Genomic DNA, 24547 nt, shown 5'->3' with positions numbered 1-24547 from the left:
TCTTATTGTCAGATGAGATGCAAACAGGAATTATCGCCGGGGGTAACCGGTCAGGAATTAACAAATGGAATGGTGGATTAAAAAACTACGCGAGGCCACAACGTCTACACATACCTGGGCGGTTCTGCAAAGCGGCCAGTTAACGATTGTGGCGGAACTGACTCCCTGCGCCCGGCGTCTACAGGAAGGCGATAAGCTGACGCCGTTGGCGGACGCGCTTTACTGCATTAATAACGATAAAACCCTCACCGTAAAGGTGCTCAACGCCACCCATTTTAGCGCCGATCGCTGGGCCGCTATCGTCAATGCCCCCACCGGTTAATGGATAGTATCCAGCTTCAACGGGTTCTAATCTCAGTACTTTCTTAGCTAAGCGGGGTAAATTGTCCGACGCCTGTTTCAGTCTGTGACATACTAAGCACAACGTCAGCAGAGCAGAAATAAGGAGTAGGTCATGAACCAGAAAGCCGCCAGGCTGACCCCAGAAGAAGCGCTCACGCAACTCGAAGCGCTCTATGAAAAATCGGTCAATGCGCTGCGTAAAGCTATCGGCGAATATATTCACCATAATACGCTTCCCGATAATAGCGCCCGTGCGGAAGGACTGTTCGTTTACCCGGAGCTGTCGGTATCGTGGGACGGCTCGGAGCATAAAGCCTTAAAAACCCGGGCCTGGGGCCGTTTTACCCATACCGGCTGCTATACCACCACCATTACCAACCCTAAACTGTTTCGCGCCTATTTGCTGGAACAGCTCACCATGCTGTATCAGGATTACGATGCCTGCATTACCGTCAGACTATCGCAGCATGAGATCCCCTATCCGTACGTGATTGATGGCTCCGAGCTCACGCTCGACCGTTCAATGAGCGCCGGCTTAACGCGTTTTTTCCCCACCACCGAGCTGTCGCAAATTGGCGATGAGACTGCCGATGGCCTGTTCCATTCCACGGAATACTATCCCCTGTCGCACTTCGACGCCCGCCGCGTCGATTTCTCGCTGGCGCGCCTGCGTCATTACACCGGCACGCCGGTTGAGCATTTCCAGCCGTATATGCTATTTACCAACTATACCCGCTACGTCGATGAGTTCGTGCGCTGGGGCTGTAGCCAAATTCTCGATCCCGATAGCCCCTATATCGCCCTCTCCTGCGCGGGCGGGATCTGGATAACGGCGGACACAGAGGCCCCGGAAGAGGCAATTTCCGATCTGGCGTGGAAAAAGCATCAGATGCCGGCCTGGCACCTGATCACTAAAGAGGGTCAGGGGATCACGCTGATTAACATTGGCGTAGGCCCGGCTAACGCTAAAAACATCTGCGACCATCTGGCGGTGCTGCGCCCGGACGTCTGGCTGATGATTGGCCACTGCGGCGGCCTGCGCGAAAGCCAGACGATTGGCGACTACGTGCTGGCTCACGCCTATTTGCGCGATGACCATGTGCTGGATGCGGTGCTACCGCCGGATATCCCTATTCCGAGCATCGCCGAAGTTCAGCGCGCGCTTTACGACGCCACCAAGCAGGTTAGCGGAATGCCCGGCGAAGAGGTTAAACAGCGGCTGCGTACCGGAACGGTGGTTACCACCGACGATCGTAACTGGGAACTGCGCTACTCGGCCTCGGCGCTGCGCTTTAACCTCAGCCGCGCGGTGGCTATCGATATGGAAAGCGCGACCATTGCCGCGCAGGGTTATCGCTTCCGCGTTCCCTACGGTACCCTGCTGTGCGTCTCCGATAAGCCGCTGCACGGTGAGATCAAGCTGCCGGGACAGGCTAACCGCTTCTATGAAGGGGCGATTTCCGAACATTTGCAGATTGGTATTCGGGCGATTGACCTGCTACGCGCCGAAGGCGACCATATGCATTCGCGCAAGCTGAGAACCTTCAACGAACCGCCGTTCCGTTAAGCGCATAGATAACACGAGCAGAATAAACTCAGTCCGGATGGCGTGACATATTTACGCGGCCACCCGCCGGACTGAGCGTTAGAGAAAGAGAGTCATTCGGACCAGGGGATAATCACCATTACCCTTTCGCTATAAATTAAAACATTTATTTCTTTAGTGCTAACTATTTCTCTGACCGTAGCCACACTGCTTGTCTGAAATATTATTGTGCTAACTTCCGCAATTAAAAACTGCCTCGCCGATTATAAAAGTAAATATTCCATTAACATATCTATATCAATTGCCGCATGGTCATAAAACGCACAATAGCAGACTGGGTAACACTTGAATTACGTCTCATAACCCCTTAAATTAATTAAAAAAATTTATGTGTAACAAAACTGCCATACAGAACAGGCAGCGCTCGAGAGAGATCAAAATAATCAAAGAGTTATCTATGGCCGCTACTCTGCTATCGAATCATCATTTAATAACGTCAGGTTACTTACAACAAATATCTTGTTACTCAACCACAACAGATAAAATTGCACATGTCGCCAATATGCAATCATGGATAAGCTTATCGGTCGCCATCAGCAATGTACTATTTTCGTAAAAGTATGGAAGACAGTTTTATGAAATTAACCATAGGGAATATCCGCCTGTTTATTTTAATAGCAACTATATTTTTCTGGACGGTCGCGATCGGGCTCGTTTCCCTTGTGGTATCCTGGTTTTAAAACCGTGTTCGAAGGCAAGGCCCTGGCGTTGCCACAATCGTGACTATGCAAGAGAAAGCAAAAAGCCCGCTTAAGTTTCCTTAAGCGGGCTTCTTAAATTTGGCTCCTCTGACTGGACTCGAACCAGTGACATACGGATTAACAGTCCGCCGTTCTACCGACTGAACTACAGAGGAATCGTTTGAACGAGGCGCATATTATCGATGACGCCCGATCTTGTCAAAGGCTGTTTGCACATTTCAAATCGTTTGCCGAAAAATCCTCCACTTTGCGCAAAAAGTAGCGTTTATCCGCTTATCACTCGCCTATTCAGGCTGCGCCTGATTCTCCTCTGCCTGCGCTTTGGTACGCGGATATTTCCACAGCCACCGCCCGCTGACCATTCGACAGTAAAACAAAACGCCGCGCACCGCCCAGTCAAGCACCATCCCCAACCAGACGCCAATCACCCCCATACCCAGCACAATCCCCAGCGTGTAGCCCGCCACGACGCGACAGCCCCACATGCCGAGCATGGATACCCACATGGTGTAGCGCACGTCACGTGCGCCTTTAAAGGCGCACGGCAACGTCCAGGCCATCGCCCAAATCGGCATAAAGAAGGCGTTGAGCCACAGCAGCTCTTTCACCACCACCTTGACATCCTCTTCGCTGGTATAGAACGAAGCGATCAGGCCGGCAAACGGCGCGGTTCCCCAGGCGATCAGCGTCAATACGATCGTCGATAGCCAGAAGACGTGCCACGCCTGACGTTCAGCCTGGCCGATCTGCCCTTTTCCGAGACGCCTGCCGGTAATAATTGTCGATGCGGAACCCAGGGCGTTCCCGGGCAGGTTAATCAGCGCAGCCACGGAGAAGGCGATAAAGTTGCCGGCAATCACGTTTGTCCCCATCCCAGCAACGAACATCTGAGTCAGCAGCTTGCCGCCGTTGAACAAAACCGATTCAATGCTGGCGGGAATACCAATGCCCATCACTTCCCAGATAATGGCGAAGTTGAACGGCTTAAAGTAGCTCTTCAGCGAAATGCGCAGCGCCGGGTTAAAGCCGATCATTAATACCCAGATAGTAGCCACCGCGCCAATATAGCGGGCGATGGTTAATCCCAGACCCGCGCCGACAAACCCCATGCCGGGCCACGAAAAAATGCCGTAAATCAGGATGCTGCTGATAATGATATTCAGAATATTCATCCCGCCGTTGATCAACAGCGGAATTTTAGTGGTTCCGGCTCCGCGCAGCGCACCGCTGCCGATCAGGGCGATTGCCGCTGCCGGATAGCTCAATACCGTTAGCTCAAGATAGGTCAGCGCCAGGCCTTTCACTTCTTCTGTCGCATCTCCGGCGACAAAATTAATAATTTCCGCGCCAAAAGCATGGATAACCGCCGCGAGAATAATCGAGAACAGGGTCATTATCGCCAGCGACTGTCGCGCTGCCGCCCTTGCCCGCCGCCGGTCACGCTTGCCCAGACTGAAGGCTACCACCACGGTCGTACCGAGATCGATGGCGGCAAAAAAAGACATGATCACCATGTTGAAGCTATCGGCCAGGCCAACGCCCGCCATCGCTTCTTTACCGAGCCAGCTGACCAAAAAAGTACTCAGCACGCCCATCAGCAACACGCAGGCGTTTTCCAGCAAAATCGGGACCGCAAGTGGACTGATTTCACGCCAGTAGAGGACGCGATAGGTCTTGCGTTTTTTAAACCAGGACGTGCGTTCGACGGACTGGCGTAATGCGGAGGTGACGTTCAAGGGAGACCTTAGTGAGAAAAGTTGAAACTACATTTCAAATGATGATAGAGAAAAGCTAATCCTGCAAAGCATTTTTCCCGATAGATTGTCGCTAATAACAACAATTTGTTGATGGATGCGCCAGTTGCGCGGCGGAAGGCGAATTGATGTTTGACAAAAGTTTTTTCGCCGCTAAGATACGACTCCACAACGATTCCTCTGTAGTTCAGTCGGTAGAACGGCGGACTGTTAATCCGTATGTCACTGGTTCGAGTCCAGTCAGAGGAGCCAAATTCTTGTTTTCAGCTATCCTTGCGAATCTTTTTCAGATATTGATTCAACAGGCTAGCATGGGAACACATCCCGGTGCATTTCTGGTTTTTTCTCCTCCGTGCCGGGAAATGCGGGCACTATCTTTGTTGCGCATAGCATGTCCCACTTCTCCCTTAACAACACGCCAATTGTCAGCCTGAAGCCTGCGAAGATTTTCACATAGCACGAACGTTATCTTCTGGTTAATCCTGACGGCAGATCTGCATCGAGTGGCCGTTCCGTGCTTGAGCACCTCAGATGCACCCGGTAGCGGGATCATTTCTCTGTACGCAAGAGCTGAATCGATCATTATCAGCAGGGGTAATCATTTACTCGGCTGTCTGTTTTGCGGGGGCAATGATGGAAGAGAACAAAATGCACCAGTTGCATACCTGCTACTTTCACATTTATTCATCGATATATTGAAAGTAAAGAAATATCTGCTACAGGTATTCGCCAAAACTCCTGTCCTCACCAGACGTAGTGCGAGAATACGCTAAACGAGAGGATACGATTGAAGGCTATTATGTGAAAAATAAAAACTGCGGCCATGATCCGAGCAATGGCCTGCTCCCATTATCGCCAGTATGCCAGACAGCTTTGATTTTATATTGACAGAAAACTATCCGCTCAAGCCTGTTTCGGGCACATCAACGCACGTTGCAATGAGACAAGGTTTTAGCAAACAAAATATTAACGATACGAATCAGCATTTTTTTACCATCTGCGGTAAAATCTTTTCTTAGTATCGGAGTATCGGGTCCACTTTCACCATCGTCGCATAGCAACATTTTAGCAAAATTCCAATGCCATATATTCGATTCCATATTCGGCAAAGAGAATACCACGCCAGCGCTCCGTTTAACGCTTCATCACCATAAACTTTATTAATTTTCACTGGTATCTTCGAGTTTACCTTTAATATTCTCGTGTAATATATTGGCAGCCCTTGTACAAAGCTCAGCGAAAATAGCAATCTCTCCCTGCGACATACAGGATGCCACCTGCTCAGCCATTATGCGCCTGCTGGACTCTGCAGAATTCAGGAATTCAATACCCTTTTCCGTAATCCTCGTCAGCATTTCTCGCTTGTCGCTTTCTGCCGACTCCTGCTCAACAAAGTGCTTATCTTTCAACATCCGCAGGATCTTGGACATTTTACTACGCGCAAATCCGAGCTTTTCACCAATTGCGCTTGGAGTCATCGGCTGGAACTGACGTAAAATATACAACGTATCGTATTGCGGCCAGTTAATACCATCAGGATTAATCAGCGATCGACGTGCAACAAGTACGCATTGCAAATTCCCTAAGGCATCTTCAAATTGACGATTCAATGATATTTCGCGCTCGGAACCACTAGCCACTTTTTTATTCATTTCCATACATTCTCCTGATGCCGTATACAATAAGTTAAGCTTACCATTTTACCATAACCCTTTAAGGAAGGAAAAGTTATCCTAACCTTCGCCCCCATTGATAACATAAGAATCATCCTGTTAATCCTGAAAGATATATTCTCTGTTCAAAACATCCTCATAATCTATTAATTCAGTTATCTTGCCATCATTTATTTCAATCACATTAACATATAACAAAGAGAACTGTTTCCCATCTGGCAGAGTATTCCCATGTAGTTTATATTCAACAATGACGACATCGGGATTATTCGTATAGTGGAATCGTTCATCCTCTATAGAGTTAAAGCGTAAGGGCGCAACGCCAAAGCCATTAGCATAGTGTAAGCGAATATTTTCACGGCCAACAATCACCTCTCTATTGCGACGGAAAGGCAACGACAAACGTCCATTAACAGAGAAAAGGGATGCCAGCTTATCCGATGACTTCTCCATCACTGCCGAAATATATTTATCAAATAGTGCTGGAACCATTGTATTATCCTCTTGATGAAATTGATAAACGGTTTGCTAGACAATTTCTTTCTGCCGCTGGAAATAAACAATCATACGTTTGAAAGTCTCCTCCGACAGTTCAGGAAAGCGCAAGCCCAGTTGTGTAATACGCTTAGTCGTCTCTGGATTACCATAGGCGTTATCGCCAGTATCCAACAAATTCTCTTTAAAGAGATGAATGACTCGCCGCACAGATGTCGGGGCAGGTACAAGAATATAAAGGTTTCGCCGAACAATGTATGATGGATTATGACCTGGATGGCTGGCTGGATCGCGATTACCACTGGCCTTTAGACGAATAAGATTAACGGGACAATACATCAGTATAATAATGGGCATGCATCACATTATTGCCAGTCTCTACTGGCTGTCCCGACCACCATTTCTCACTCCATCCGGCAATGTTTGCGCAACCACTCTGCGGTTAATGAATGGCGACAGGCCAGCATCGATTCGGGTGTACCGCTAAACAATAATTTCCCCCCTGCTTGCCCGGCATAAGGTCCAATATCAATAATCCAGTCAGCCTGAGCGATCAACTCCATATTATGTTCAATAATAATGACGGTGTTTCCGCGCGCTACCAGTCGGTTAAATAGTTTCAACAGCGAGGCCACATCACTGGGATGAAGACCCGTGGTTGGCTCATCGAAAATATACATGTCACTATCATGATTTAATTGTGACGCTAACTTCAGCCGCTGGCATTCACCGCCTGAAAGATGATTTAACGATTCACCCAAGCGTAAATATCCCAACCCGACTTCGACCAGGCTACGAAAAATTGGCCTGAGCTGTGGCTCATTCAGGAAAAATTCGCCGGCATCATTAATCGACAGGGATAATACCTCAGCAATATTTTTTCCCTGATAACGATATTTCAGCGCTTGTGGGTTATAGCGCTGCCCCTGGCAGGCCTCACATGGCAACGTAACCGTATCCATAAATGCCAGATCGGTTTGTATTACCCCTAGCCCATTACATTCCGGACAGGCCCCTTTGGCATTAGCGCTAAACCACGACGCTGACACCTGGTTTTTTTCGGCAAACAGCGAACGGATCGTATCAAATGCACCGCACCAGGAAGCAATATGCGATCGAATTGAGGTATGTATCGGTTTTTGATCGATAACGATCGCCTCCGGACATTGTGGCGCCAGGGCCCCCATAACGAATGAACTTTTGCCCGATCCGGCAACTCCCGTCACAGCGACCATAACGCTTAAAGGCACGTCTACCGATAAGTTATGCAGATTATGCAATGTGGCGTTTCTTACCGATATATAACCCTTGGCACATCTCGGTTTCTTATTTATCTCTGCCCGTGAAGAGAAATATCGACCCGTCAAGGTTTGGGATTGCTTAAGTGCCGACAGGTCGCCCTCAAAGACAATATTCCCGCCTTGCTTACCCGCTCCTGGCCCTAAATCAATAATATGCTCGGCTATCGCTATCATGTCCGGGTCGTGCTCCACCATCAGAATGGTATTGCCTTTGTCGCGTAGTTTTCCAATTAAAACATTCAATTTCACTATATCTGCTGGATGCAGGCCGGTACTGGGTTCATCAATTATATAAACGATCCCGGTCAGACTACTTCCCAGATGTCGGACCATTTTCAACCGCTGGGATTCACCGCCCGATAAGCTAGGGGTCGTACGGTTCAAATCCAGATATCCCAAGCCTACTGCACACATGGCATCCAACCTTTCCAGCAATGCTTCGATCAGCGGCCTGACTTCAGGGTAATCGAGCTTTTCTACAAACAGCTTTAACTCTGTGACAGGCAGCGTTGCGCATTCGCCAATATTTTTCCCTCTAATCCGGCAGGAAAGTATTTCCTCGTTAAGCCTCATACCCTGACAAGAAGGGCAAACCTGCAAACTAACGACGCGCTGAAATTCCTCAGTTTTAGTATCTTTAGTTTCTTGTTTTAAATAACTTCGCGTAAAGCGCGTAATGACGCCTTCAAACTTTGCACTCTTAGGCCAACCGGCTAACGGCGCTTCAGGAGTGAGATTATCCGCATAAAGTAATAATTCTCGCTCCTCTTTTGAATAATCCGCGATTTTTTTATCGGCATCAAAAAGTCCTGAATAAACATAACGTTTCCAACGCCATGAGCCTGGCGCAAAAGAAGGATAACGAATAGCACCTTCATTTAACGACAGATTTGAATCAATCAGATGGTTGATATCAATAGTACTGGCAATGCCCAACCCGTCGCATGTCGCACACATCCCCGCAGGATGATTGAATGAAAAAACATTCGAATAACCTACGAAAGGTTCGCCGACACGAGAAAAGAGTAGCCGTAGCAGGGTATAAATATCTGATGCGGTGCCCACCGTCGAACGTGCGTTGCCACCAATACGTTTTTGGTCAATAATAATGGCCACCGACAGGTTTTCAATTTCATCGACTTCAGGATTACCATAATGTGGTAAGCGATGGCGAATAAAAGGTGGAAACGTGTCATTTAACTGTCGCTGAGATTCCGCCGCTATAGTTCCGAATACTAAAGAACTTTTTCCCGATCCGGAAACACCGGTAAAAATTGCTATTTTATTTTTAGGGACCTCTACATCAATATCTTGCAAATTATTTTGCCTTGCACCAATGATTTTTATAGCGTCATGGGTTTTCATCACACTATCCTTTTTTACCTGTCAATAACAATGCCATGATGGCAATTAAACAACATCCCGCGATAATCAGCGACATCGGCAGTAGTGACAACGGGTCTCCAAATCCAAGCAGTGACGGGGTTATCGCAGCGATACCAAACTGAAAAGCCCCTAAAATAGCAGAACCCGTTCCCTTTAAGTGAGAGGATGCCGCCATGGCCATACTCGCGGCATTGCCAAATGTCAAAGCCATAGTAAACATCATCATTAACAGTAGTACCGCCGCGATCTCAAACTGGAAATGAGAAATATTGTCAACGATACAAAGCAATATAGATATCACCAGCGTGCTTATCACCCCCATGGTTATGAGGTTATCTTCACCAAATTTCATAACATAGCGAGCGCTGACTATACTACCAAACATCATGGCTCCGGCGTTGATAGAGAATATTACAGCGAACTTTCCTGAGGATAAATCGAACGTCGATTGATAGATAAATGGTGATGCTGATATATAAGCAAATAGCGCCCCAAACTGGATTGAAAAAATTAGAGTATAACTAATATATTTCTTATTGCTTAGCAACTCGATAAACTGACTGATAAACTCATTCAGATTGAAAGGTAATCGCTGATGACGGGGTAAGGTTTCGCTAATAAAATGACTACTGAGCAGAGTGGAAACTAATGATATTGTAGCCATAAAAACAAAAACTACCGGCCAGATAAACCATGCAGCCACTCCTCCAAGTAATGGTGCAATAACAGGGGCGATCCCCTGTATCGCTAGCACCAGATTAAAATATCGAGCGGCTTTAGTCCCCGGGCACAGATCAGAAATAATTGCTCGGGAAAGAACGATACCAGCAGCTCCTCCCAGTCCCTGAAAGAACCGTGTAACAATGAGCAGCTGAATGTTCGTAGATATAGCGCCAGCTAATGAAGCGATGGTTAATAGGGCCATCCCGCCCAGCAATAATTTACGTCTGCCGTAATGATCGGATAATGGTCCAATAAACAGCTGCCCAATACCTAAGCCCACCATAAAAGCGGTGATGCTAAGCTGAACTTTGTCAGGCGTCGTATGCAGATCGCTGGCGATAGCTGGAAATAAAGGCAAGTACATATCAGTGGATAATGCAGCAACGGCGCTAAGTAAACCGAGAACAATAACGACTTTACTGGAAAGCAAACCTCTACTTTCATCTCTGAACATCGTACTGACTGCCGATGCCTGAACTTCTTTCGGTCGCATGATGAGCGTAGTCCTTTTACCATCTGTGGTCTGTAATAACTATACCACCAGCAAAAGTAATTGCAAAAAAGAAATCAAAATGCATAGATTGAAAACTTAAATCGATAAAAAACAACAAGATAAACAAATGATGTTTGTCTGTTTTCAAATTTAATTACCAAAAAGACATATAATGCATGCTACACTCACTCAGATGTAAATTATTGAAAGTCGCGATATCAATAACTTTTTTCGTTATCAGGAGTGCTCTTGAGCGAGGAACAGATAACCATGACATAGTTCATAATGACCGAGGTCCTGGAGTGTCATACATCCGGAAGGGTAGCGCTGAAGATGAATGCTCACTTAGGCGGAATAATGGTCCGGGAGCCGTCAGAAAAACACTCACCTTCACTGTTTACCAAAAAACGTCTCTTATCTCTCTTCTCCCTTTGCCGTTTGCTGACGCCAGGCGACAACCTCCTCACTAAGCCAGTCCTTAAAAAGCACAGCTTCGTTTTTCTTTTCTGCAACTTGCGATGAGACCAGCCAATAAGGCCACGGATAAGGCGCGGTGAAAGAGGTAAGCTGTTCCAGCTCTCCTCGGGCAATAGCATCCTGGACTAAAGAGCGGCGTTCCAGCGCAACACCTTTACCGAGCCGGACGGCCTCCAGCACCAGATTTGAGTCGTTTATGCATAGCCCGCCGGGCACAATCTCTCTTTCAAGCCCTGCCTTGATACACCAGGTTTTCCACGATTCCATGGAAAAGATAATCTTGCTCTGCGCTATCTCTGACGGCGTACGGGGTAGCTCACCGCCGTTATAAGATGGAGCAGCCACAACGATAAGCTCATCGGAGAAAAGATAATGACTCTCCGTGCCTTCCCAGTCCCCTTTTCCCATGCGGATGGCCAAATCTGCCCTTTCCTGCTGCAGATGAGTGACCGCCAGGTTTGCCTGTATTCGCAGCGTGATTTGAGGGTATTTCGCCCGAAAACGCTCAAGACGAGGCAAAAGCCAGTGGCCTCCAAAAGAGGGTACCACCGCTATCGTCAGCTCCTGTCTGCGGGGCTTTACCTGCACCAGTCGGGTGGCGTCCGCGATATGGTTCAGGGCCTCGCGTACCTGCAAGGCGTAGAGTCGTCCCTCTTCATTAATCTGCAGGCCGCGACCGTGACGAATAAACAGCTTTAAGCCGACCCTCTCCTCCAGCACTTTAATCTGCTGACTGATAGCTGAGTGCGTAACGTGTAGTTCTTTCGCCGCCAGCGTAACGCTGCCAAGACGAGCCACGGCTTCAAAACTACGTAAACTCGCAATCGGGGGAAAATCCGCCATGTTACTACTCCCTCACCGTGACGCTTAAAAGGTGACCCATAACCTGTCAGTAATACTAACCTAACCCGTAAGATACTGAAGATATTCGCCTGAATGAATTTACTGTACTGTCTTTTCATCGTCAGTAACGAAGCGTTAACCCCAGCATATTTCACCAGCACAGGAAAACAGGAATCATGAATAAGCTTATTGGCATGATGGACTCGCCTTATGTAAGGCGCGTGGCGATTTCTCTTGAACTTTACGGCGTCGAGTTTGAAAGCCATCCGCTGTCGGTATTCAGCAGCTTTGACGCGTTTTCGCAGATCAACCCTGCGGTCAAAGCGCCGACGTTGGTGCTGGATAACGGAATACGTCTGATGGATTCATCGCTGATACTGGACTATTTCGAAGCACAGGCTGCCAGGGAGCGAAAACTCCTGCCGATCGCTGCGGATGCGCTGGCAAGAGACCTGCAGGTACTGGGCTTTATGCTCGCCGCGGGTGAGAAGGCGGTGCAAAATGTGTATGAACATCATCTTCGCCCGACGGAAAAGCAGCATCATCCGTGGATAGAGCGCATTACCCGTCAACTGCTAGCGGCCTGCAGGGAATGGAATACGCTACTGGAAGATCGTCCGATTGCTACGGACCCCGATCAGGTTGCCGTGACAAGTACGGTTATCTGGACCTTTATTCAGGCCAGGATCCCCGATATTGTTGATGCGCAAGAGTTTCGTCACATTCAGTCGCTTGCCGAATTATTTGAAAATCATGCTGCGTTTAAAAAACATCCCTATCGCTGAGATGAGTTAAAGCGGAATAATAAAGAGCGCTATTCACGACAACCGATGGCGCCCGAAAACCACGGGCGCGTTCTGTTGCTGCGAGTTTGCAGGAAAAGGCGACCAGCCGCTGCCGGCTTACAACGCTGAACGGCCAATCTCCACCGGCATACCGGAGCGGCGTTCAAGCGCTTGCCCGGCGCGATTCACATCAACGCCCTCGCCCTTCACAAAAGCCTGCATCGCCGGCGTGACGGGAAGCGGTACCTTGCGGTCCGATTCATACTCCGCGCGGTTTCGCGACAGCGGCTCATGAACTTCAACCCAGCGGCTACCGTCCGGCTCGGCGGTATATTTCACCGGCTGATCGATAATCTGCACCCGCGTGCCTACCGGAACGGTATCAAACAGGTACTTGATGTCGTCATTGCGCAAGCGAATGCAGCCCTGGCTCACCCGCAGGCCAATGCCGAAATTGGCGTTGGTGCCATGAATGGCGTACAGCCTGCCGATATAAATGGCGTACAGTCCCATCGGGTTATCCGGCCCGGCCGGCACAAATGCCGGCAGACTTTCGCCCCGGCTGGCATATTCCCGGCGAGTATTGGCGGTTGGCGTCCAGGTTGGCGCCTCCTGCTTACGCTCAACGGCGGTCACCCAGTTACGCGGGGTTTCGCGCCCTGCCTGGCCAATACCAATCGGCAGAACCTCGACCGTTGTGCCTTCAGGCGGATAGTAGTAAAGGCGCATTTCAGCAACGTTGATCACAATGCCGTTGCGAACCGTGGCGGGCAGGATAAGCTGCTGCGGCACCACCAGCGTGGTGCCCGATTTCGGCAGGAACACATCGACGCCCGGGTTGGCCTCCAGCATATTGCTCAGGCCCTGGCCGTACTGAGCGGCAAAGGCCTCAAGCGGCTGGGTATTGTTCTGCGGAATCGTGATGGTCAACGGGCTGCCTACCAGACGGCTTCCTTCCGGCGGCAGCGGGTAGCTCACCGCCAGAGCGCTCTGGCTGGTGAGAAGCATAATAAAAGAACAAAGCAGTTTCACGCGCCGCACAATTTCCCTTCCTCTGTGGCGATTATCGTGAATGAATTATAGCTTCGTTTGCTATGTCATATCTGATTTATCATCCTGCTAAATTTGATAATCGATCGCCGCCTCTTCCGGCTCCATCGCCTGGCGTTTAATCTCCTCCAGCGACAGGCCTGCATTACAGAGTTCAATAAAACGCCAGACGTAATTTCGCTGCAGCTGTCCGCGCTTCAGGCCCAGCCAGACGGTATTGGCATCGAACAGATGGCGGGTATCAAGACGCGTAAAGGTATCAGACTCCCGCTCATCTCCCGACTGTTCCGCCACCAGCCCCACGCCCAGCCCCAGCTCAACGTAGGTTTTGATGACGTCTGAGTCCTGTGCGCTCAATACGATATCCGGCATCAACCCTTTACGGTTAAAGGCTTCATCGATGCGTGAACGGCCGGTTATGCCCTGGCGATAGGTGATGAGCGGCCAACGGGCAATCGCCTCGAGGGTCAACGGCGTCACCTGGGTCAGCGGATGATCTTTAGGAACCAGCAGACTGTGGTGCCAGCGGAACCAGGGAAAAGCCACCAGCGTCGGATCGTTGCTCAGACGCTCGCTGGCGATACCAATATCCGCGCCGCCGTTATGCAGCAGCGTTTCAATTTCCTGCGGCGTTCCCTGCACCAGTTCAAGACGGACATCAGAAAAGAGTTCACGGAAGGCTTTAATCACCGGCGGCAGACTATAGCGCGCCTGGGTATGCGTAGTGGCGATGGTTAAGACGCCGGAGGCATCGTTGGTAAACAGGTCCGCCAGACGACGAACGTTGCTGGCTTCATTGAGGATACGCTCGGCAATCGACAGCAACGCTTTGCCCGGCTCGGTCATCCCCAGCAGACGTTTGCCGCGGCGGATAAAAATCTCGATCCCCAGCTCTTCTTCCAGTTCACGAATATGGCGGCTAACGCCCGACTGCGATGTATAGAGCATATTGGCGACTTCCGTCAGGTTGTAATCCTGACGGGCCGCTTCACGAATAATTTTGAGCTGCTGGAAGTTCACCCTTTCCTCCGGGCTATCAGACATAACATATGCTCTATTGTTAAAGTCTGTTGTCCTTGCTAACAAATAATAAAAACCAGCAACTTATTCCATTCAGGAATATAGCTCAACTGACTAACTGTAATTCACGATTCTCCAGCGACGGGCGACTCACCAGCGACATCAGGATCTCCTTCACCGCCTGCGCCTGAGGCGACAGACTGCCGCGAGCCGACATATTGAGCGACAGCGACAGGCTCATTGACGGCGTGCTGATGCGCGCCATCCAGCCGTTGGCCGCGCTGCACAACGAACGGGCGGCGGACTCCGGCAGAACGGTGACGCCCATGCCGCTGGCAATGGCTGCCGTCAGGGTGGTAATGGATTCAATTTCACCGATAATTTTGGCCGATAAGCGACGCAGGGTGAAGGCTTCGGTCACCCTTGCGCGAACGGCGCTGTAATCGCGCGGCAAGAACAGATTCATCTCCGCGACCGCCGTCAGATCCACGCTCTGCCCCGGACAATCCCGGGTACCGACCAGGTAGAGATCTTCTTTTAGCAGCGGCTGGCTGATGATCCCGGCAACCGGGGAACGTTCATAAAGTACGGCCATATCCAGCTGACCGTCGATAAGCTTATCGTTGAGGAGGGTTCCGCTACTTTCCTGGAGATAGACCATCACTTCCGGCAGCTCGTTACGCACCGTTTGCAGCAGCGGCATAGTGATGGCCGAAGCCGCCGTGCCAGGCGCCAGGCCAATCGATACCTGGCCACTTAGCGTTTGACCGACATTATTTACCGCCAGCTGCGCCTGCTCGCACTGGCGCAGAATAGTACGGGCGTGGGTATACAAGATCTTGCCCGCTTCGGTCGGCGTGACGCCGCGTTTGGTGCGAATCAACAACTGCTGGTCCAGCTCGCCTTCCAGGGTCGCAACCTGCTGGCTCAGCGCCGGTTGTGCGATGTGCAAGACTTCAGCGGCCTGGGTCAGACTGCCGATATCGACGATTTTTACGAAATACTTCAGTCGTCTTAAGTTCATTTTGCCTCCTGTAAGGAACACCAGTACCAACACTGGCCGTTTAGATGCAGAAGGTTTTGCAATTTGCTTGCCAGCTTTTGGCCGGAGAGCTAAACGCCGCTGTAAGCCGCGTAATAAGGGATAGTGATAGCAAAGCGCGATTTTTTTGCCCGGTCAGCGGATTGCGGTATGCCCCATTAGGGGTATAAATGCACTGCAACGGTGCACGACGCGGCATGATGCAGAAAAAACGGGCACTCTGTTGAAATTGTCAGCAAACAAACGACCTTAGCCGATTCACCCTTTGACAAGGCGGAAGGGCATCGTTAATATGCGCCCCGTTCACACGATTCCTCTGTAGTTCAGTCGGTAGAACGGCGGACTGTTAATCCGTATGTCACTGGTTCGAGTCCAGTCAGAGGAGCCAGATTTAAGAAGCCTGCTTTTGAAGCAGGCTTTTTGCTTTCTGAGATATCTGACAGAGAAACGGCCTTCTTTAATATAAAAGCGCCTTAGCGCGGATCGCATACGAGGAGAGCGTCACTCCCCTGGCAACAACACCATGATCTAAAAACCTTTATCTTCAATTGGTTACACAGATAAACGAAGGGGAATACAGACTTTGAACGATCCAGGCGTTTTTCATTCTTTGTATCTTGATATAGCGTCCTGAATCCGGATCGGGACTAAAAAAGACTTTTTGCATCATACCCTCGATCATGGTGTCGGCCTTTCTCTTAGAGACTGTGGTATTGGTTAGGTGATAAATATTATTCGCTTTCTTTTCATAGTTGAAATGGTACGCCCTTTCGACGTTGTACTTCACGTCATCGACTAGCACCTTCCCGGATACATCAAAATAGCCGGTATTATTTTCCCGCATAAGCAAGAAGGTTTTAAATTTTGCATCAAAGGCAAATGAAGTTGATTCAATTCTCAGGTTGGCTGAGCAATCAAAGTCGTCTTTGCGATAAAGATGCCCTACCAGCCAGAGAAAAATCAACCCTATCACCAACACCAGAAAGAGTATGTAAATGCTTTTGGTCCTGATTTTATCCTGGTATTTCATAATCTGGCCTGTAATAATTTTCACATGAATACCAATCATCTTTCTTAACTTTTGAGTTAATGCAGTGGGCTAAAAATACTCTTGCTTCAGAGGCTTTTAATACAGATTCTGATACATTAAAGTAAAAAACGCTATTGCCTGAGCACAGCATTCCTTGTTTCTTAATAAGCTTCTGAGCCAGGGCCATCATCTTTGGCTTCTGCTCTTGAGGTATTACGTTAAAAGTTCTGACCGGGCATGAATCGACGCTCCCCAGAGAATAGATTTCATCCTCGTCTGCGGCAAAGAGTGGGCGATACAGTTCGCCTTGAATGCTCAGAAAAAGCATGACTAACGCGCACAGCGCAAGTAGTGCATAGCGGGCCTTTTTAACCCTCCCCGCAGAATATGTCTCGCTCTCCTCATTTGAACCGATGCCCCGACCGACAACCGCCCCTTCTCCTTCGCTTTCGTCATTTACCGCGAGAGCAGGATAATCCATTCTTTCAATAACAATGGCTGCAGATATCATAAAACCCACCCGCGGAACGGTAACGATAATCTCCTCGGTGCAGCCCAGGTTTCTGAAAACGGCTCTCAGATCTGAAATATACTTATTGAGGCTATGACTGGACGTCCGCAGCCCATGTGCGTCCCAGACTTTTTCAAGTATCTCATTCCTGTAAATCACATGCTCTCTGTGGTCTAAAAGGAACTTAAGCAGGCGACCGGTGGTTGCTGTTAGCGTGACGGATGCATCCTCATCCAGCCACATCAGGCCGTCATCACTTCTGAAATAGATCGTCCCTTGAATTTTGTACATCATAAACTAGCCTTACAAATTATCCTCAGCCGCACACCGTCCGCAAAACATCTGCACACATAGCATTTTATGCTGTATATAACGGTATTTTACTTGTAAATTAAATTATAGCTCCTAAAAATCGATAAAACAGAATACATATAACTAAAATAAATCACAATGGTACTATAGCTCTCATCGAAACCAGCGACGCGCCTGGCTTATCAGTATTAACTGAACGCAGAAATAACCGTATCGAGTGAGTGGGGTTTCGTGAAATCTGAGCTGAAAATGCTCCGGAGGTGTAGAAAAGAGAAATTTAAAGGCTAATGGAATGATAACTCCGCGTAATTAATTTCATGACGTATGAAATTATCTACGATGATATTATCACCCTCATGATTAACGTTCTGAATTTAGCGGGAGTGGTCACTTCCCGAGTCTCTTGTCGGGATATTTTCAGTAATTAAAAAAAACCGGATACGCTAAAGATAAAAATCATCGCGTTTACTCAAGGAATATTCCCTAAGAAAATTCCAATACAAAGAGTGTGACTATTGTTCATGGTTTAACGATAAGTACACCCTATCATTTTTAATTTATAAAAATCTATTTTGTATGCAACACATAAAATTAAACACCAAAAAAACAGCAAAAACCCGAATAATAAAACACAGAAAACCTATACCTACAGCCTTTATCTCTTTTAGAGCATCGACCACATGCCTCATTGAGGTGGGCAATGTTAGATTACTCTTAATTCGCTGAATGGTTTTATTAACGTTGAGTTAAAGGTCAACCCAAGGATGAGATCGCGTTCAGATATGACTCTATCAACTAATATTTTATCTAAGGATAAATATTTTACTCTGGGCCTGATTGAACTGCTTGGAGAAGAATTTATTGACAATTTCTTTTTGATTATAGATCTCGACTCCAACGATCTTACGGGTTCGGAGTGGATTTACTTCTCGAATAAGAACATTGTCGCCTTTGCATCCAGCGACCTGGCTTTTTATAAGTCCGAACTATTTGAAAAAATAACCGTACTTGATAAGAAAAGTAATACCCGAAGTATCCTGAATTTCTTTTTAAAGAAAGAGACCTCAGGAAATTACCATACTAAATTCCGGCTAAGTCTGCGTGAAAAGCAGATGTTAAGCATGTTAAGCAGAGGGGAAAGCAACCAGGAGATCGCAGAAGAGTTTGGCGTGAAACTTAAGACTATTTATACGCATCGCCGCAACCTGATGAATAAATTAGGCTGTAAAAACAGGATTACGTTTCAAAAATTATTTTTCAACAATAAATGTCTTTTCAAGTGAAGCATAGCTTCAGGATTATTCATAAACAGGAGTTTTACCATGAACAAATTAGCACTTATCGTTATTTCAGCATTGTCCCTGAGTTCTGCTGCGGCTCTGGCCGATACCGTTACGGTGAACGGCGGTACGGTGCATTTTAAAGGGGAAGTGGTTAATGCGGCCTGCGCAGTTGATGCCGGTTCTCTCGATCAAACCGTGCAGTTAGGCCAGGTGCGCTCAGCGAAACTTGCCACCGCGGGTAGCACCAGCTCTCCTGTTGGCTTCAACATCCAACTGAATGATTGCGATATCACCGTTTCCGAGAAGGCCGCGATCGCTTTTGCTGGCACCGCGATTAACAGTACAAACCCAACGGTACTGGCCCTGCAGGGTTCTGCCGCAGGCGGCGCGACTAACGTCGGCGTACAGATCCTTGACCGTACCGGCACCCCGCTGGCGCTGGATGGCGCGTCTTTCGGCGCACAAACCACGCTTAGCAATGGTACCAACGTCATCCCATTCCAGGCACGCTACTTTGCAACAGGCGTCGCGACTGCCGGTACCGCTAACGCGGACGCCACCTTTAAAGTGCAGTACGAGTAATTTCTTCATCAGGCAGGGAAGCACGTCGGGCCAGGAAGGCCCGTTATCCGAAAAAGACTGAGGGTAATAACGATGCAAAGAATGAAGTCAGGTCTGTTGATATTCCTGCTCCCGCCGCTGGCGCTGGCCGGTAACCAGTGGAACGTTATGCTGCCCGGCGGAAACATGCGCTTTCAGGGGATAGTTATTGCCGAGTCGTGCCGCGTTGAAGCGGGTGACCGCCAGATGACGGTCAATATGGGACAAATCAGCAGCAATCGGTTTCATTCGGCCGGGGAAGACACTAACCCCGTCCCCTTCGATATCCACCTGCAGGAGTGCAGCACCGCCATCAGCCAGCGCGTTGGCGTGGCGTTTTACGGCGTTGCCGATGGTAAAAACCCGGACGTGCTCTCGGTGGGCGAAGGACCGGGGATAGCGACCGGCGTGGGCGTTGCTCTGTTTGATAAAACCGGCAGCCAGATCCCGCTCAATGCGCCGCCAGGAAGCTGGTCGCCGCTGCACACCGGCCCGACCACCCTGCATTTTGTCGCTAAATATCGAGCCACCGGGAATCAGGTGACCGGGGGAGCGGCCAACGCTCAGGCATGGTTCTCCCTGACCTACCAGTAAACAGCGCCGGTAACAGGAAATAATTTTGAAAAAGAAAGAGATAAGCATGAAATACACACTGGCTACCCGGCGCGGGATGCGCGGTTTACTGGCGGCTCTATTACTGCTCGCCACCAGCGGTTTTAGCGCTCAGGCCCAGGCCGGCGTGGCGCTGGGAGCGACCCGCGTCATCTATCCTGCCGGGCAAAAGCAGGTTCAGCTGGCGGTCACCAACAACGACGAAAAGAGCACTTATTTGATTCAGTCATGGGTGGAGAATGCCGACGGCGCGAAGGACGGCCGCTTTGTCATCACCCCGCCGCTGTTCGCCATGCAGGGAAAAAAAGAGAATACCCTGCGCATCATTGATGCCACCAACAACCAGCTGCCGCAGGATCGGGAAACGCTGTTCTGGATGAACGTCAAAGCGATCCCGTCGATGGATAAATCAAAGCTCAGCGAAAACACGCTACAGCTGGCGATCATCAGCCGCATCAAGCTCTATTACCGCCCGGCAAAGCTGGCGCTGCCGCCGGATCAGGCTGCCGAAAAGCTGAAGTTCCGTCGCGGCGCAGGCACGCTTACGCTGATCAACCCCACTCCCTACTACCTGACGGTCACCGAACTCAACGCCGGTACCCGGGTGCTGAAAAATGCGCTGGTTCCGCCGATGGGTGAAGCCAGCGTCAGCTTACCCGCCGATGCGGGTCGCGAGATTACATACCGGACGATTAACGACTACGGCGCGCTGACTCCGCGGATGCAGGGCGCTACCCAATAACTGACGGGAGACCCATTCTCCCGGAAATAAAAATAAGAACTGACAGCCGGGCGACTTTTACCGGAGGGACTATGTCACATCTGAAATATGGACTCGACCACCTGGGCTCCCGGCGTGTTACTCCAGGAGCTGCTCGCGCATTTGCGCAGATCCCCCTTGCCCTTTTGCTGGCCTCACCGGCTTTTTACGCGCAGGCAGAACTCTATTTCAACCCACGTTTTTTAGCGGACGATCCCGCTGCCGTGGCGGATCTGTCCGGTTTTGAAAAAGGCCAGGAGCTGCCGCCGGGTACCTACCGCGCGGATATCTACCTCAATGACGGGTATATGGCCACCCGCGATATTACCTTTAATATTGATGAAAAAGGCCACGGACTGGCACCCTGCCTGACGCGCAGACAGTTGGCCAGCATGGGCGTCAACACGTCCGCCATTGCCGGTATCGATGTGATGGCGGCAGATGCCTGCGTACCGTTAACCGAAATGATCAAAGACGCCACCACCCGCTTTGATGCCGGGCAGCAGCGGCTGTACCTGACCGTACCCCAGGCGTTTATGGGCAACCGCGCCCGCGGCTATATTCCGCCTGAGCTCTGGGACCACGGGATTAACGCCGGGCTGCTGAACTACAACTTCACCGGCAACAGCGTCCATAACGACATCGGCGGCAGCAGCAACTACGCGTACCTGAACCTGCAGAGCGGGCTGAATCTCGGCGCCTGGCGTCTGCGCGATAACACCACCTGGAGCTACAGCAGCAGCGGCAGTTCGTCGACCAGTGAAAACAAGTGGCAGCACGTCAATACCTGGCTGGAGCGCGACATCACCGCGCTGCGTTCGCGCCTCACCTTGGGCGACAGCTACACCAACGGCGACGTCTTCGACGGCATTAACTTCCGCGGCGCGCAGCTCGCCTCCGATGACAACATGCTGCCGGACAGCCAGAAGGGGTTTGCCCCGGTTATCCACGGCATTGCCCGCGGTACCGCTCAGGTGTCGGTGAAGCAGAACGGCTATGAGATCTACCAGAGCACGGTGCCCCCCGGCCCGTTCACCATCAACGATCTCTACTCCGCCGGCAACGGCGGCGACCTGCAGGTGACCATCAAAGAGGCCGACGGCAGCAGCCAGGTTTTCACCGTCCCTTACTCGTCCGTGCCGGTGCTCCAGCGCGAGGGCCATACCCGCTATGCGGTCACCGCCGGGGAGTACCGCAGCGGCAGCAATCAGCAGGAAAAACCGAAGTTCTTCCAGGGAACTTTGCTGCACGGTCTTCCGGCGGGCTGGACCCTGTACGGCGGTACCCAGCTGGCGGACCGCTACCGCGCCTTTAACCTCGGCGTCGGCAAAAACATGGGGGAGCTGGGGGCGCTGTCGCTGGATATCACCCAGGCCAACGCCACCCTGCCCGATGACAGCGAGCATCAGGGGCAGTCGGTGCGTTTCCTCTATAACAAGTCGCTGACGGATACCGGCACCAATATTCAGCTGGTGGGCTACCGCTACTCGACGCGCGGCTATTTCAGCTTCGCCGACACCACCTACAACCGGATGAGCGGCTACAACGTCGAGACCCAGGACGGCGTGATTGAAGTGAAACCGAGGTTCACCGATTACTACAACCTCGCGTACAACAAGCGCGGCAGGGTACAGCTCAGCGTCACCCAGCAGCTGGGGCGTACCGCCACGCTCTACCTGAGCGGCAGTCACCAGACCTACTGGGGCACCGGTAAGGCCGACCAGCAGCTTCAGGCCGGGCTTAACGCCGCCGTCGACGATATCAACTGGACCCTGAGCTACAGCCTGACCAGAAACGCCTGGCAGCAGGGGCGCGACCAGATGCTGGCGCTTAATGTCAATATTCCGTTCAGCCACTGGATGCGCTCCGACAGCAAATCGGCGTGGCGGCACGCCAGCGCCAGCTACAGCATGTCCAACGATCTGAACGGCAGGACCACCAGCCTTGCCGGCCTGTACGGCACGCTGCTGGAGGACAACAACCTGAGCTACAGCGTACAGACCGGCTACGCCGGCGGCGGCGATGGCAACAGCGGTGGCACCGGATACGCGGCGCTGAATTACCGCGGCGGCTACGGTAACGCCAACGTCGGCTACAGCCGCAGCGACGGTATCAAACAGCTCTACTACGGCCTGAGCGGCGGCGTGCTGGCCCACGCTGACGGCGTCACCCTGAGCCAGCCGATGAACGACACGATCGTGCTGATCAAAGCCCCGGGCGCCGACAATGTGAGGGTAGAAAACCAGACCGGGGTACAAACCGACTGGCGCGGCTACGCCGTTCTGCCCTACGCCACCGAATACCGGGAAAACCGGGTGGCGCTGGACACCAATAGCCTGGCCGATAACGTCGATTTGGACGATGCGGTAGCCAGCGTAGTACCGACCCACGGCGCAATTGTCCGCGCGGAATTTAAGGCGCACGTCGGGCTCAAGCTGCTGATGTCGCTCATCTATAACGGGAAGCCGGTTCCCTTCGGCGCGCTGGTGACCTCTGACGACAGCCAGGGCAGCAGCATCGTCGCCGATAACGGCCAGGTCTACCTGAGCGGGATGCCGCTGGCGGGCAAGGTGCGGGCGAAATGGGGCGAGGGTCCGAACACCAGCTGTGAGGCCAGCTACAGCCTGCCGCCGGAAAATCAGAACCAGACGCTGAGCCAGCTCTCCACGGAGTGCCGCTAAGGAAACCATGATGATGAGAAAAACCCTGTATCTGTTGAGCGCCCTCGTCTCGCTGGCGGCCAGCAACGCCGGCGCGGCGGACAGTACCATTACTATCAGCGGCTACGTTCGCGATAACGCCTGCGCCGTGGCGGGTGAATCAAAAGATTTTACCGTCGATCTGATGGATAACGCCGCAAAGCAATTCCATGCGGTTGGGGCAACCACGCCGCTGGTCCCCTTTCGTATTGTGCTGTCGCCCTGCGGTAGCTCGGTTACCGCGGTGAAGGTCGGCTTTGTTGGCGTTGCCGACAGCATCAATAGCGATCTATTAAAGCTCGACGGCGGGGCTTCGGCGGCGGCGGGGATGGGCGTGCAGATCCTTGACGCGCAGCAGACGATGCTGCCGCTCAACGCAGCCTCATCGGCCATTGCCTGGACCACGCTGACGCCCAGCCAGCCCAACACCCTGAACTTTTATGCCCGGCTGATGGCCACCCAGCTACCGGTCACCGCCGGGCACGTTAATGCAACCGCGACCTTCACGCTTGAATTTCAGTAACCGGAGGCTGAAATGAAATGGACTCATGCACCCTGGCTGCTGGCGGTAATGATGGCCTTCGCCAGCGCCCCCCGCGCCGCCGACGTGACCATTACCGTTAACGGCAAAGTGGTGGCTAAACCCTGCACGGTCTCCACCGCTAACGCCACCGTCGATCTCGGCGATCTTTATACCTTTAGCCTGGTCTCCGCCGGCTCTTCCTCACCCTGGCACAGCGTGGCGCTTAACCTCAGCAACTGTCCGGTCGGCACCTCGCGGGTCACCGCCAGCTTTAGCGGCACGGCGGACGCCACCGGCTACTACAAAAACCAGGGTACCGCCGGCAACATCCAGCTTGAGCTGCAGGACAATGGCGGCACCACGCTGAACACCGGCGCGAGAAAAGAGGTCCAGGTGGATGACGCCACCCAGTCCGCCAGCTTCCCGCTACAGGTCAGAGCGCTAACGGTCAACGGCGGCGCTACCCAGGGAACGATTCAGGCGGTGATTAACGTCACCTATACCTACGCCTGAGCCAGGAGAACAG

22 protein-coding genes and 3 tRNA genes are annotated in these 24547 nt (G+C 51.1%); 12 read left to right on the top strand and 13 right to left on the bottom strand.

Annotated elements, in window-relative coordinates:
• The first annotated feature begins 64 nt into the window (after positions 1–64).
• Positions 65–322, top strand: coding sequence for a hypothetical protein (locus tag K2184_RS00375; RefSeq protein ID WP_023321252.1), 258 nt, complete (start codon positions 65–67; stop codon positions 320–322).
• 132 nt (positions 323–454) lie between these two features.
• Positions 455–1909, top strand: coding sequence for an AMP nucleosidase (locus tag K2184_RS00370; protein WP_064356493.1), 1455 nt, complete (start codon positions 455–457; stop codon positions 1907–1909).
• 819 nt (positions 1910–2728) lie between these two features.
• On the opposite strand, the gene K2184_RS00365 is transcribed toward K2184_RS00370, so the two are convergent.
• The 3 genes from K2184_RS00365 to K2184_RS00355 form a co-directional block, all read right to left on the bottom strand.
• Positions 2729–2804 (bottom strand) — tRNA-Asn (locus K2184_RS00365).
• Positions 2805–2933: 129 nt separating this feature from the next.
• Positions 2934–4385 (bottom strand): EmmdR/YeeO family multidrug/toxin efflux MATE transporter, encoded by a 1452-nt coding sequence (locus K2184_RS00360; protein WP_142472275.1) that lies wholly within the window; start codon positions 4383–4385, stop codon positions 2934–2936.
• A gap of 8 nt (positions 4386–4393) precedes the next feature.
• A complete protein-coding gene (locus K2184_RS00355; RefSeq protein ID WP_219620557.1) occupies positions 4394–4573 on the bottom strand; it encodes a DUF5951 family protein in 180 nt (59 codons plus the stop codon).
• 6 nt (positions 4574–4579) lie between these two features.
• Here K2184_RS00355 and K2184_RS00350 point away from each other — a divergent pair.
• Positions 4580–4655 (top strand) — tRNA-Asn (locus tag K2184_RS00350).
• A gap of 908 nt (positions 4656–5563) precedes the next feature.
• Here K2184_RS00350 and K2184_RS00345 read toward each other — a convergent pair.
• From K2184_RS00345 to K2184_RS00325, 5 genes are all read right to left on the bottom strand, one after another.
• Positions 5564–6061, bottom strand: a complete 498-nt coding sequence (locus K2184_RS00345; RefSeq protein WP_004103545.1) for a MarR family winged helix-turn-helix transcriptional regulator — start codon at positions 6059–6061, stop codon at positions 5564–5566.
• Between the two features lie 114 nt (positions 6062–6175).
• A complete protein-coding gene (locus K2184_RS00340; RefSeq protein WP_163525803.1) occupies positions 6176–6568 on the bottom strand; it encodes a nuclear transport factor 2 family protein in 393 nt (130 codons plus the stop codon).
• 407 nt (positions 6569–6975) lie between these two features.
• A complete protein-coding gene (locus tag K2184_RS00335) occupies positions 6976–9237 on the bottom strand; it encodes an ATP-binding cassette domain-containing protein (RefSeq protein WP_163525804.1) in 2262 nt (753 codons plus the stop codon).
• Positions 9238–9241: 4 nt separating this feature from the next.
• On the bottom strand, positions 9242–10474 hold the full coding sequence (locus tag K2184_RS00330) for a multidrug effflux MFS transporter (RefSeq protein ID WP_163525805.1): 1233 nt from the start codon (positions 10472–10474) through the stop codon (positions 9242–9244).
• Between the two features lie 414 nt (positions 10475–10888).
• Entirely contained in the window at positions 10889–11794 is a 906-nt protein-coding gene (locus K2184_RS00325) for a LysR substrate-binding domain-containing protein (RefSeq protein WP_163525806.1), read from the bottom strand.
• A 176-nt stretch (positions 11795–11970) separates the two neighbouring features.
• On the opposite strand from K2184_RS00325, the gene K2184_RS00320 reads away from it, so the two are divergent.
• Positions 11971–12579 carry a glutathione S-transferase family protein gene (locus tag K2184_RS00320; RefSeq protein ID WP_004103565.1) on the top strand — a complete coding sequence of 203 codons (609 nt, stop codon included), beginning with the start codon at positions 11971–11973 and terminating at the stop codon, positions 12577–12579.
• Between the two features lie 117 nt (positions 12580–12696).
• Here the strand turns inward: K2184_RS00320 and ldtA are convergent, their stop codons facing one another.
• The 3 genes from ldtA to nac form a co-directional block, all read right to left on the bottom strand.
• Positions 12697–13620: a L,D-transpeptidase gene (gene ldtA, locus K2184_RS00315; protein WP_004103567.1), complete on the bottom strand. Its 924-nt coding sequence runs from the start codon at positions 13618–13620 to the stop codon at positions 12697–12699.
• Between the two features lie 78 nt (positions 13621–13698).
• Positions 13699–14649: an HTH-type transcriptional regulator Cbl gene (gene cbl, locus K2184_RS00310; protein WP_016808354.1), complete on the bottom strand. Its 951-nt coding sequence runs from the start codon at positions 14647–14649 to the stop codon at positions 13699–13701.
• A 106-nt stretch (positions 14650–14755) separates the two neighbouring features.
• A complete protein-coding gene (gene nac / locus K2184_RS00305; protein ID WP_004113879.1) occupies positions 14756–15673 on the bottom strand; it encodes a nitrogen assimilation transcriptional regulator NAC in 918 nt (305 codons plus the stop codon).
• A 330-nt stretch (positions 15674–16003) separates the two neighbouring features.
• Here nac and K2184_RS00300 point away from each other — a divergent pair.
• Positions 16004–16079 (top strand) — tRNA-Asn (locus tag K2184_RS00300).
• A 156-nt stretch (positions 16080–16235) separates the two neighbouring features.
• On the opposite strand, the gene K2184_RS00295 is transcribed toward K2184_RS00300, so the two are convergent.
• Positions 16236–16721, bottom strand: a complete 486-nt coding sequence (locus K2184_RS00295) for a hypothetical protein (protein ID WP_004103572.1) — start codon at positions 16719–16721, stop codon at positions 16236–16238.
• Entirely contained in the window at positions 16705–17526 is an 822-nt protein-coding gene (locus K2184_RS00290) for a winged helix-turn-helix domain-containing protein (protein ID WP_049128321.1), read from the bottom strand. The genes K2184_RS00295 and K2184_RS00290 overlap by 17 nt, the downstream gene beginning before the upstream one ends.
• An 800-nt stretch (positions 17527–18326) precedes the next feature.
• On the opposite strand from K2184_RS00290, the gene K2184_RS00285 reads away from it, so the two are divergent.
• The 7 genes from K2184_RS00285 to K2184_RS00255 all read left to right on the top strand — a co-directional run bounded on the left by K2184_RS00285 (position 18327) and on the right by K2184_RS00255 (position 24534).
• Positions 18327–18827: a helix-turn-helix transcriptional regulator gene (locus tag K2184_RS00285; protein ID WP_016808355.1), complete on the top strand. Its 501-nt coding sequence runs from the start codon at positions 18327–18329 to the stop codon at positions 18825–18827.
• A 39-nt stretch (positions 18828–18866) separates the two neighbouring features.
• A complete protein-coding gene (gene fimA, locus K2184_RS00280) occupies positions 18867–19409 on the top strand; it encodes a type 1 fimbrial major subunit FimA (RefSeq protein WP_004103576.1) in 543 nt (180 codons plus the stop codon).
• Positions 19410–19481: 72 nt separating this feature from the next.
• Positions 19482–20021 carry a fimbrial protein gene (locus K2184_RS00275; RefSeq protein WP_023321258.1) on the top strand — a complete coding sequence of 180 codons (540 nt, stop codon included), beginning with the start codon at positions 19482–19484 and terminating at the stop codon, positions 20019–20021.
• A gap of 76 nt (positions 20022–20097) precedes the next feature.
• Entirely contained in the window at positions 20098–20781 is a 684-nt protein-coding gene (locus K2184_RS00270) for a fimbria/pilus periplasmic chaperone (RefSeq protein WP_172438011.1), read from the top strand.
• Positions 20782–20852: 71 nt separating this feature from the next.
• Entirely contained in the window at positions 20853–23480 is a 2628-nt protein-coding gene (locus K2184_RS00265) for a fimbrial biogenesis usher protein (protein ID WP_163525807.1), read from the top strand.
• Between the two features lie 13 nt (positions 23481–23493).
• Positions 23494–24021 carry a fimbrial protein gene (locus tag K2184_RS00260; protein ID WP_024274432.1) on the top strand — a complete coding sequence of 176 codons (528 nt, stop codon included), beginning with the start codon at positions 23494–23496 and terminating at the stop codon, positions 24019–24021.
• Positions 24022–24033: 12 nt separating this feature from the next.
• Positions 24034–24534, top strand: coding sequence for a fimbrial protein (locus K2184_RS00255; protein ID WP_004103586.1), 501 nt, complete (start codon positions 24034–24036; stop codon positions 24532–24534).
• Positions 24535–24547 lie beyond the last annotated feature (13 nt).

This window comes from Klebsiella sp. K5-306 (assembly GCF_051835185.1).
In the GTDB taxonomy this organism is placed as follows: Bacteria; Pseudomonadota; Gammaproteobacteria; order Enterobacterales; family Enterobacteriaceae; genus Klebsiella; species Klebsiella oxytoca.
This window is presented reverse-complemented; position numbering and strand designations above follow the sequence as displayed.

What these genes read in the sequence shown, in the direction of transcription:
- K2184_RS00375 (WP_023321252.1), top strand. Translation starts at nt 65, where the DNA reads ATGGAATGGTGGATTAAAAAACTACGCGAGGCCACAACGTCTACACAT.
- K2184_RS00370 (WP_064356493.1), top strand. Translation starts at nt 455, where the DNA reads ATGAACCAGAAAGCCGCCAGGCTGACCCCAGAAGAAGCGCTCACGCAA.
- K2184_RS00345 (WP_004103545.1), bottom strand. Translation starts at nt 6,061, where the DNA reads ATGGAAATGAATAAAAAAGTGGCTAGTGGTTCCGAGCGCGAAATATCA.
- K2184_RS00340 (WP_163525803.1), bottom strand. Translation starts at nt 6,568, where the DNA reads ATGGTTCCAGCACTATTTGATAAATATATTTCGGCAGTGATGGAGAAG.
- K2184_RS00335 (WP_163525804.1), bottom strand. Translation starts at nt 9,237, where the DNA reads ATGAAAACCCATGACGCTATAAAAATCATTGGTGCAAGGCAAAATAAT.
- K2184_RS00330 (WP_163525805.1), bottom strand. Translation starts at nt 10,474, where the DNA reads ATGCGACCGAAAGAAGTTCAGGCATCGGCAGTCAGTACGATGTTCAGA.
- K2184_RS00325 (WP_163525806.1), bottom strand. Translation starts at nt 11,794, where the DNA reads ATGGCGGATTTTCCCCCGATTGCGAGTTTACGTAGTTTTGAAGCCGTG.
- K2184_RS00320 (WP_004103565.1), top strand. Translation starts at nt 11,971, where the DNA reads ATGAATAAGCTTATTGGCATGATGGACTCGCCTTATGTAAGGCGCGTG.
- nac (WP_004113879.1), bottom strand. Translation starts at nt 15,673, where the DNA reads ATGAACTTAAGACGACTGAAGTATTTCGTAAAAATCGTCGATATCGGC.
- K2184_RS00295 (WP_004103572.1), bottom strand. Translation starts at nt 16,721, where the DNA reads ATGAAATACCAGGATAAAATCAGGACCAAAAGCATTTACATACTCTTT.
- K2184_RS00290 (WP_049128321.1), bottom strand. Translation starts at nt 17,526, where the DNA reads ATGATGTACAAAATTCAAGGGACGATCTATTTCAGAAGTGATGACGGC.
- K2184_RS00285 (WP_016808355.1), top strand. Translation starts at nt 18,327, where the DNA reads ATGACTCTATCAACTAATATTTTATCTAAGGATAAATATTTTACTCTG.
- fimA (WP_004103576.1), top strand. Translation starts at nt 18,867, where the DNA reads ATGAACAAATTAGCACTTATCGTTATTTCAGCATTGTCCCTGAGTTCT.
- K2184_RS00275 (WP_023321258.1), top strand. Translation starts at nt 19,482, where the DNA reads ATGCAAAGAATGAAGTCAGGTCTGTTGATATTCCTGCTCCCGCCGCTG.
- K2184_RS00270 (WP_172438011.1), top strand. Translation starts at nt 20,098, where the DNA reads ATGCGCGGTTTACTGGCGGCTCTATTACTGCTCGCCACCAGCGGTTTT.
- K2184_RS00265 (WP_163525807.1), top strand. Translation starts at nt 20,853, where the DNA reads ATGTCACATCTGAAATATGGACTCGACCACCTGGGCTCCCGGCGTGTT.
- K2184_RS00260 (WP_024274432.1), top strand. Translation starts at nt 23,494, where the DNA reads ATGAGAAAAACCCTGTATCTGTTGAGCGCCCTCGTCTCGCTGGCGGCC.
- K2184_RS00255 (WP_004103586.1), top strand. Translation starts at nt 24,034, where the DNA reads ATGAAATGGACTCATGCACCCTGGCTGCTGGCGGTAATGATGGCCTTC.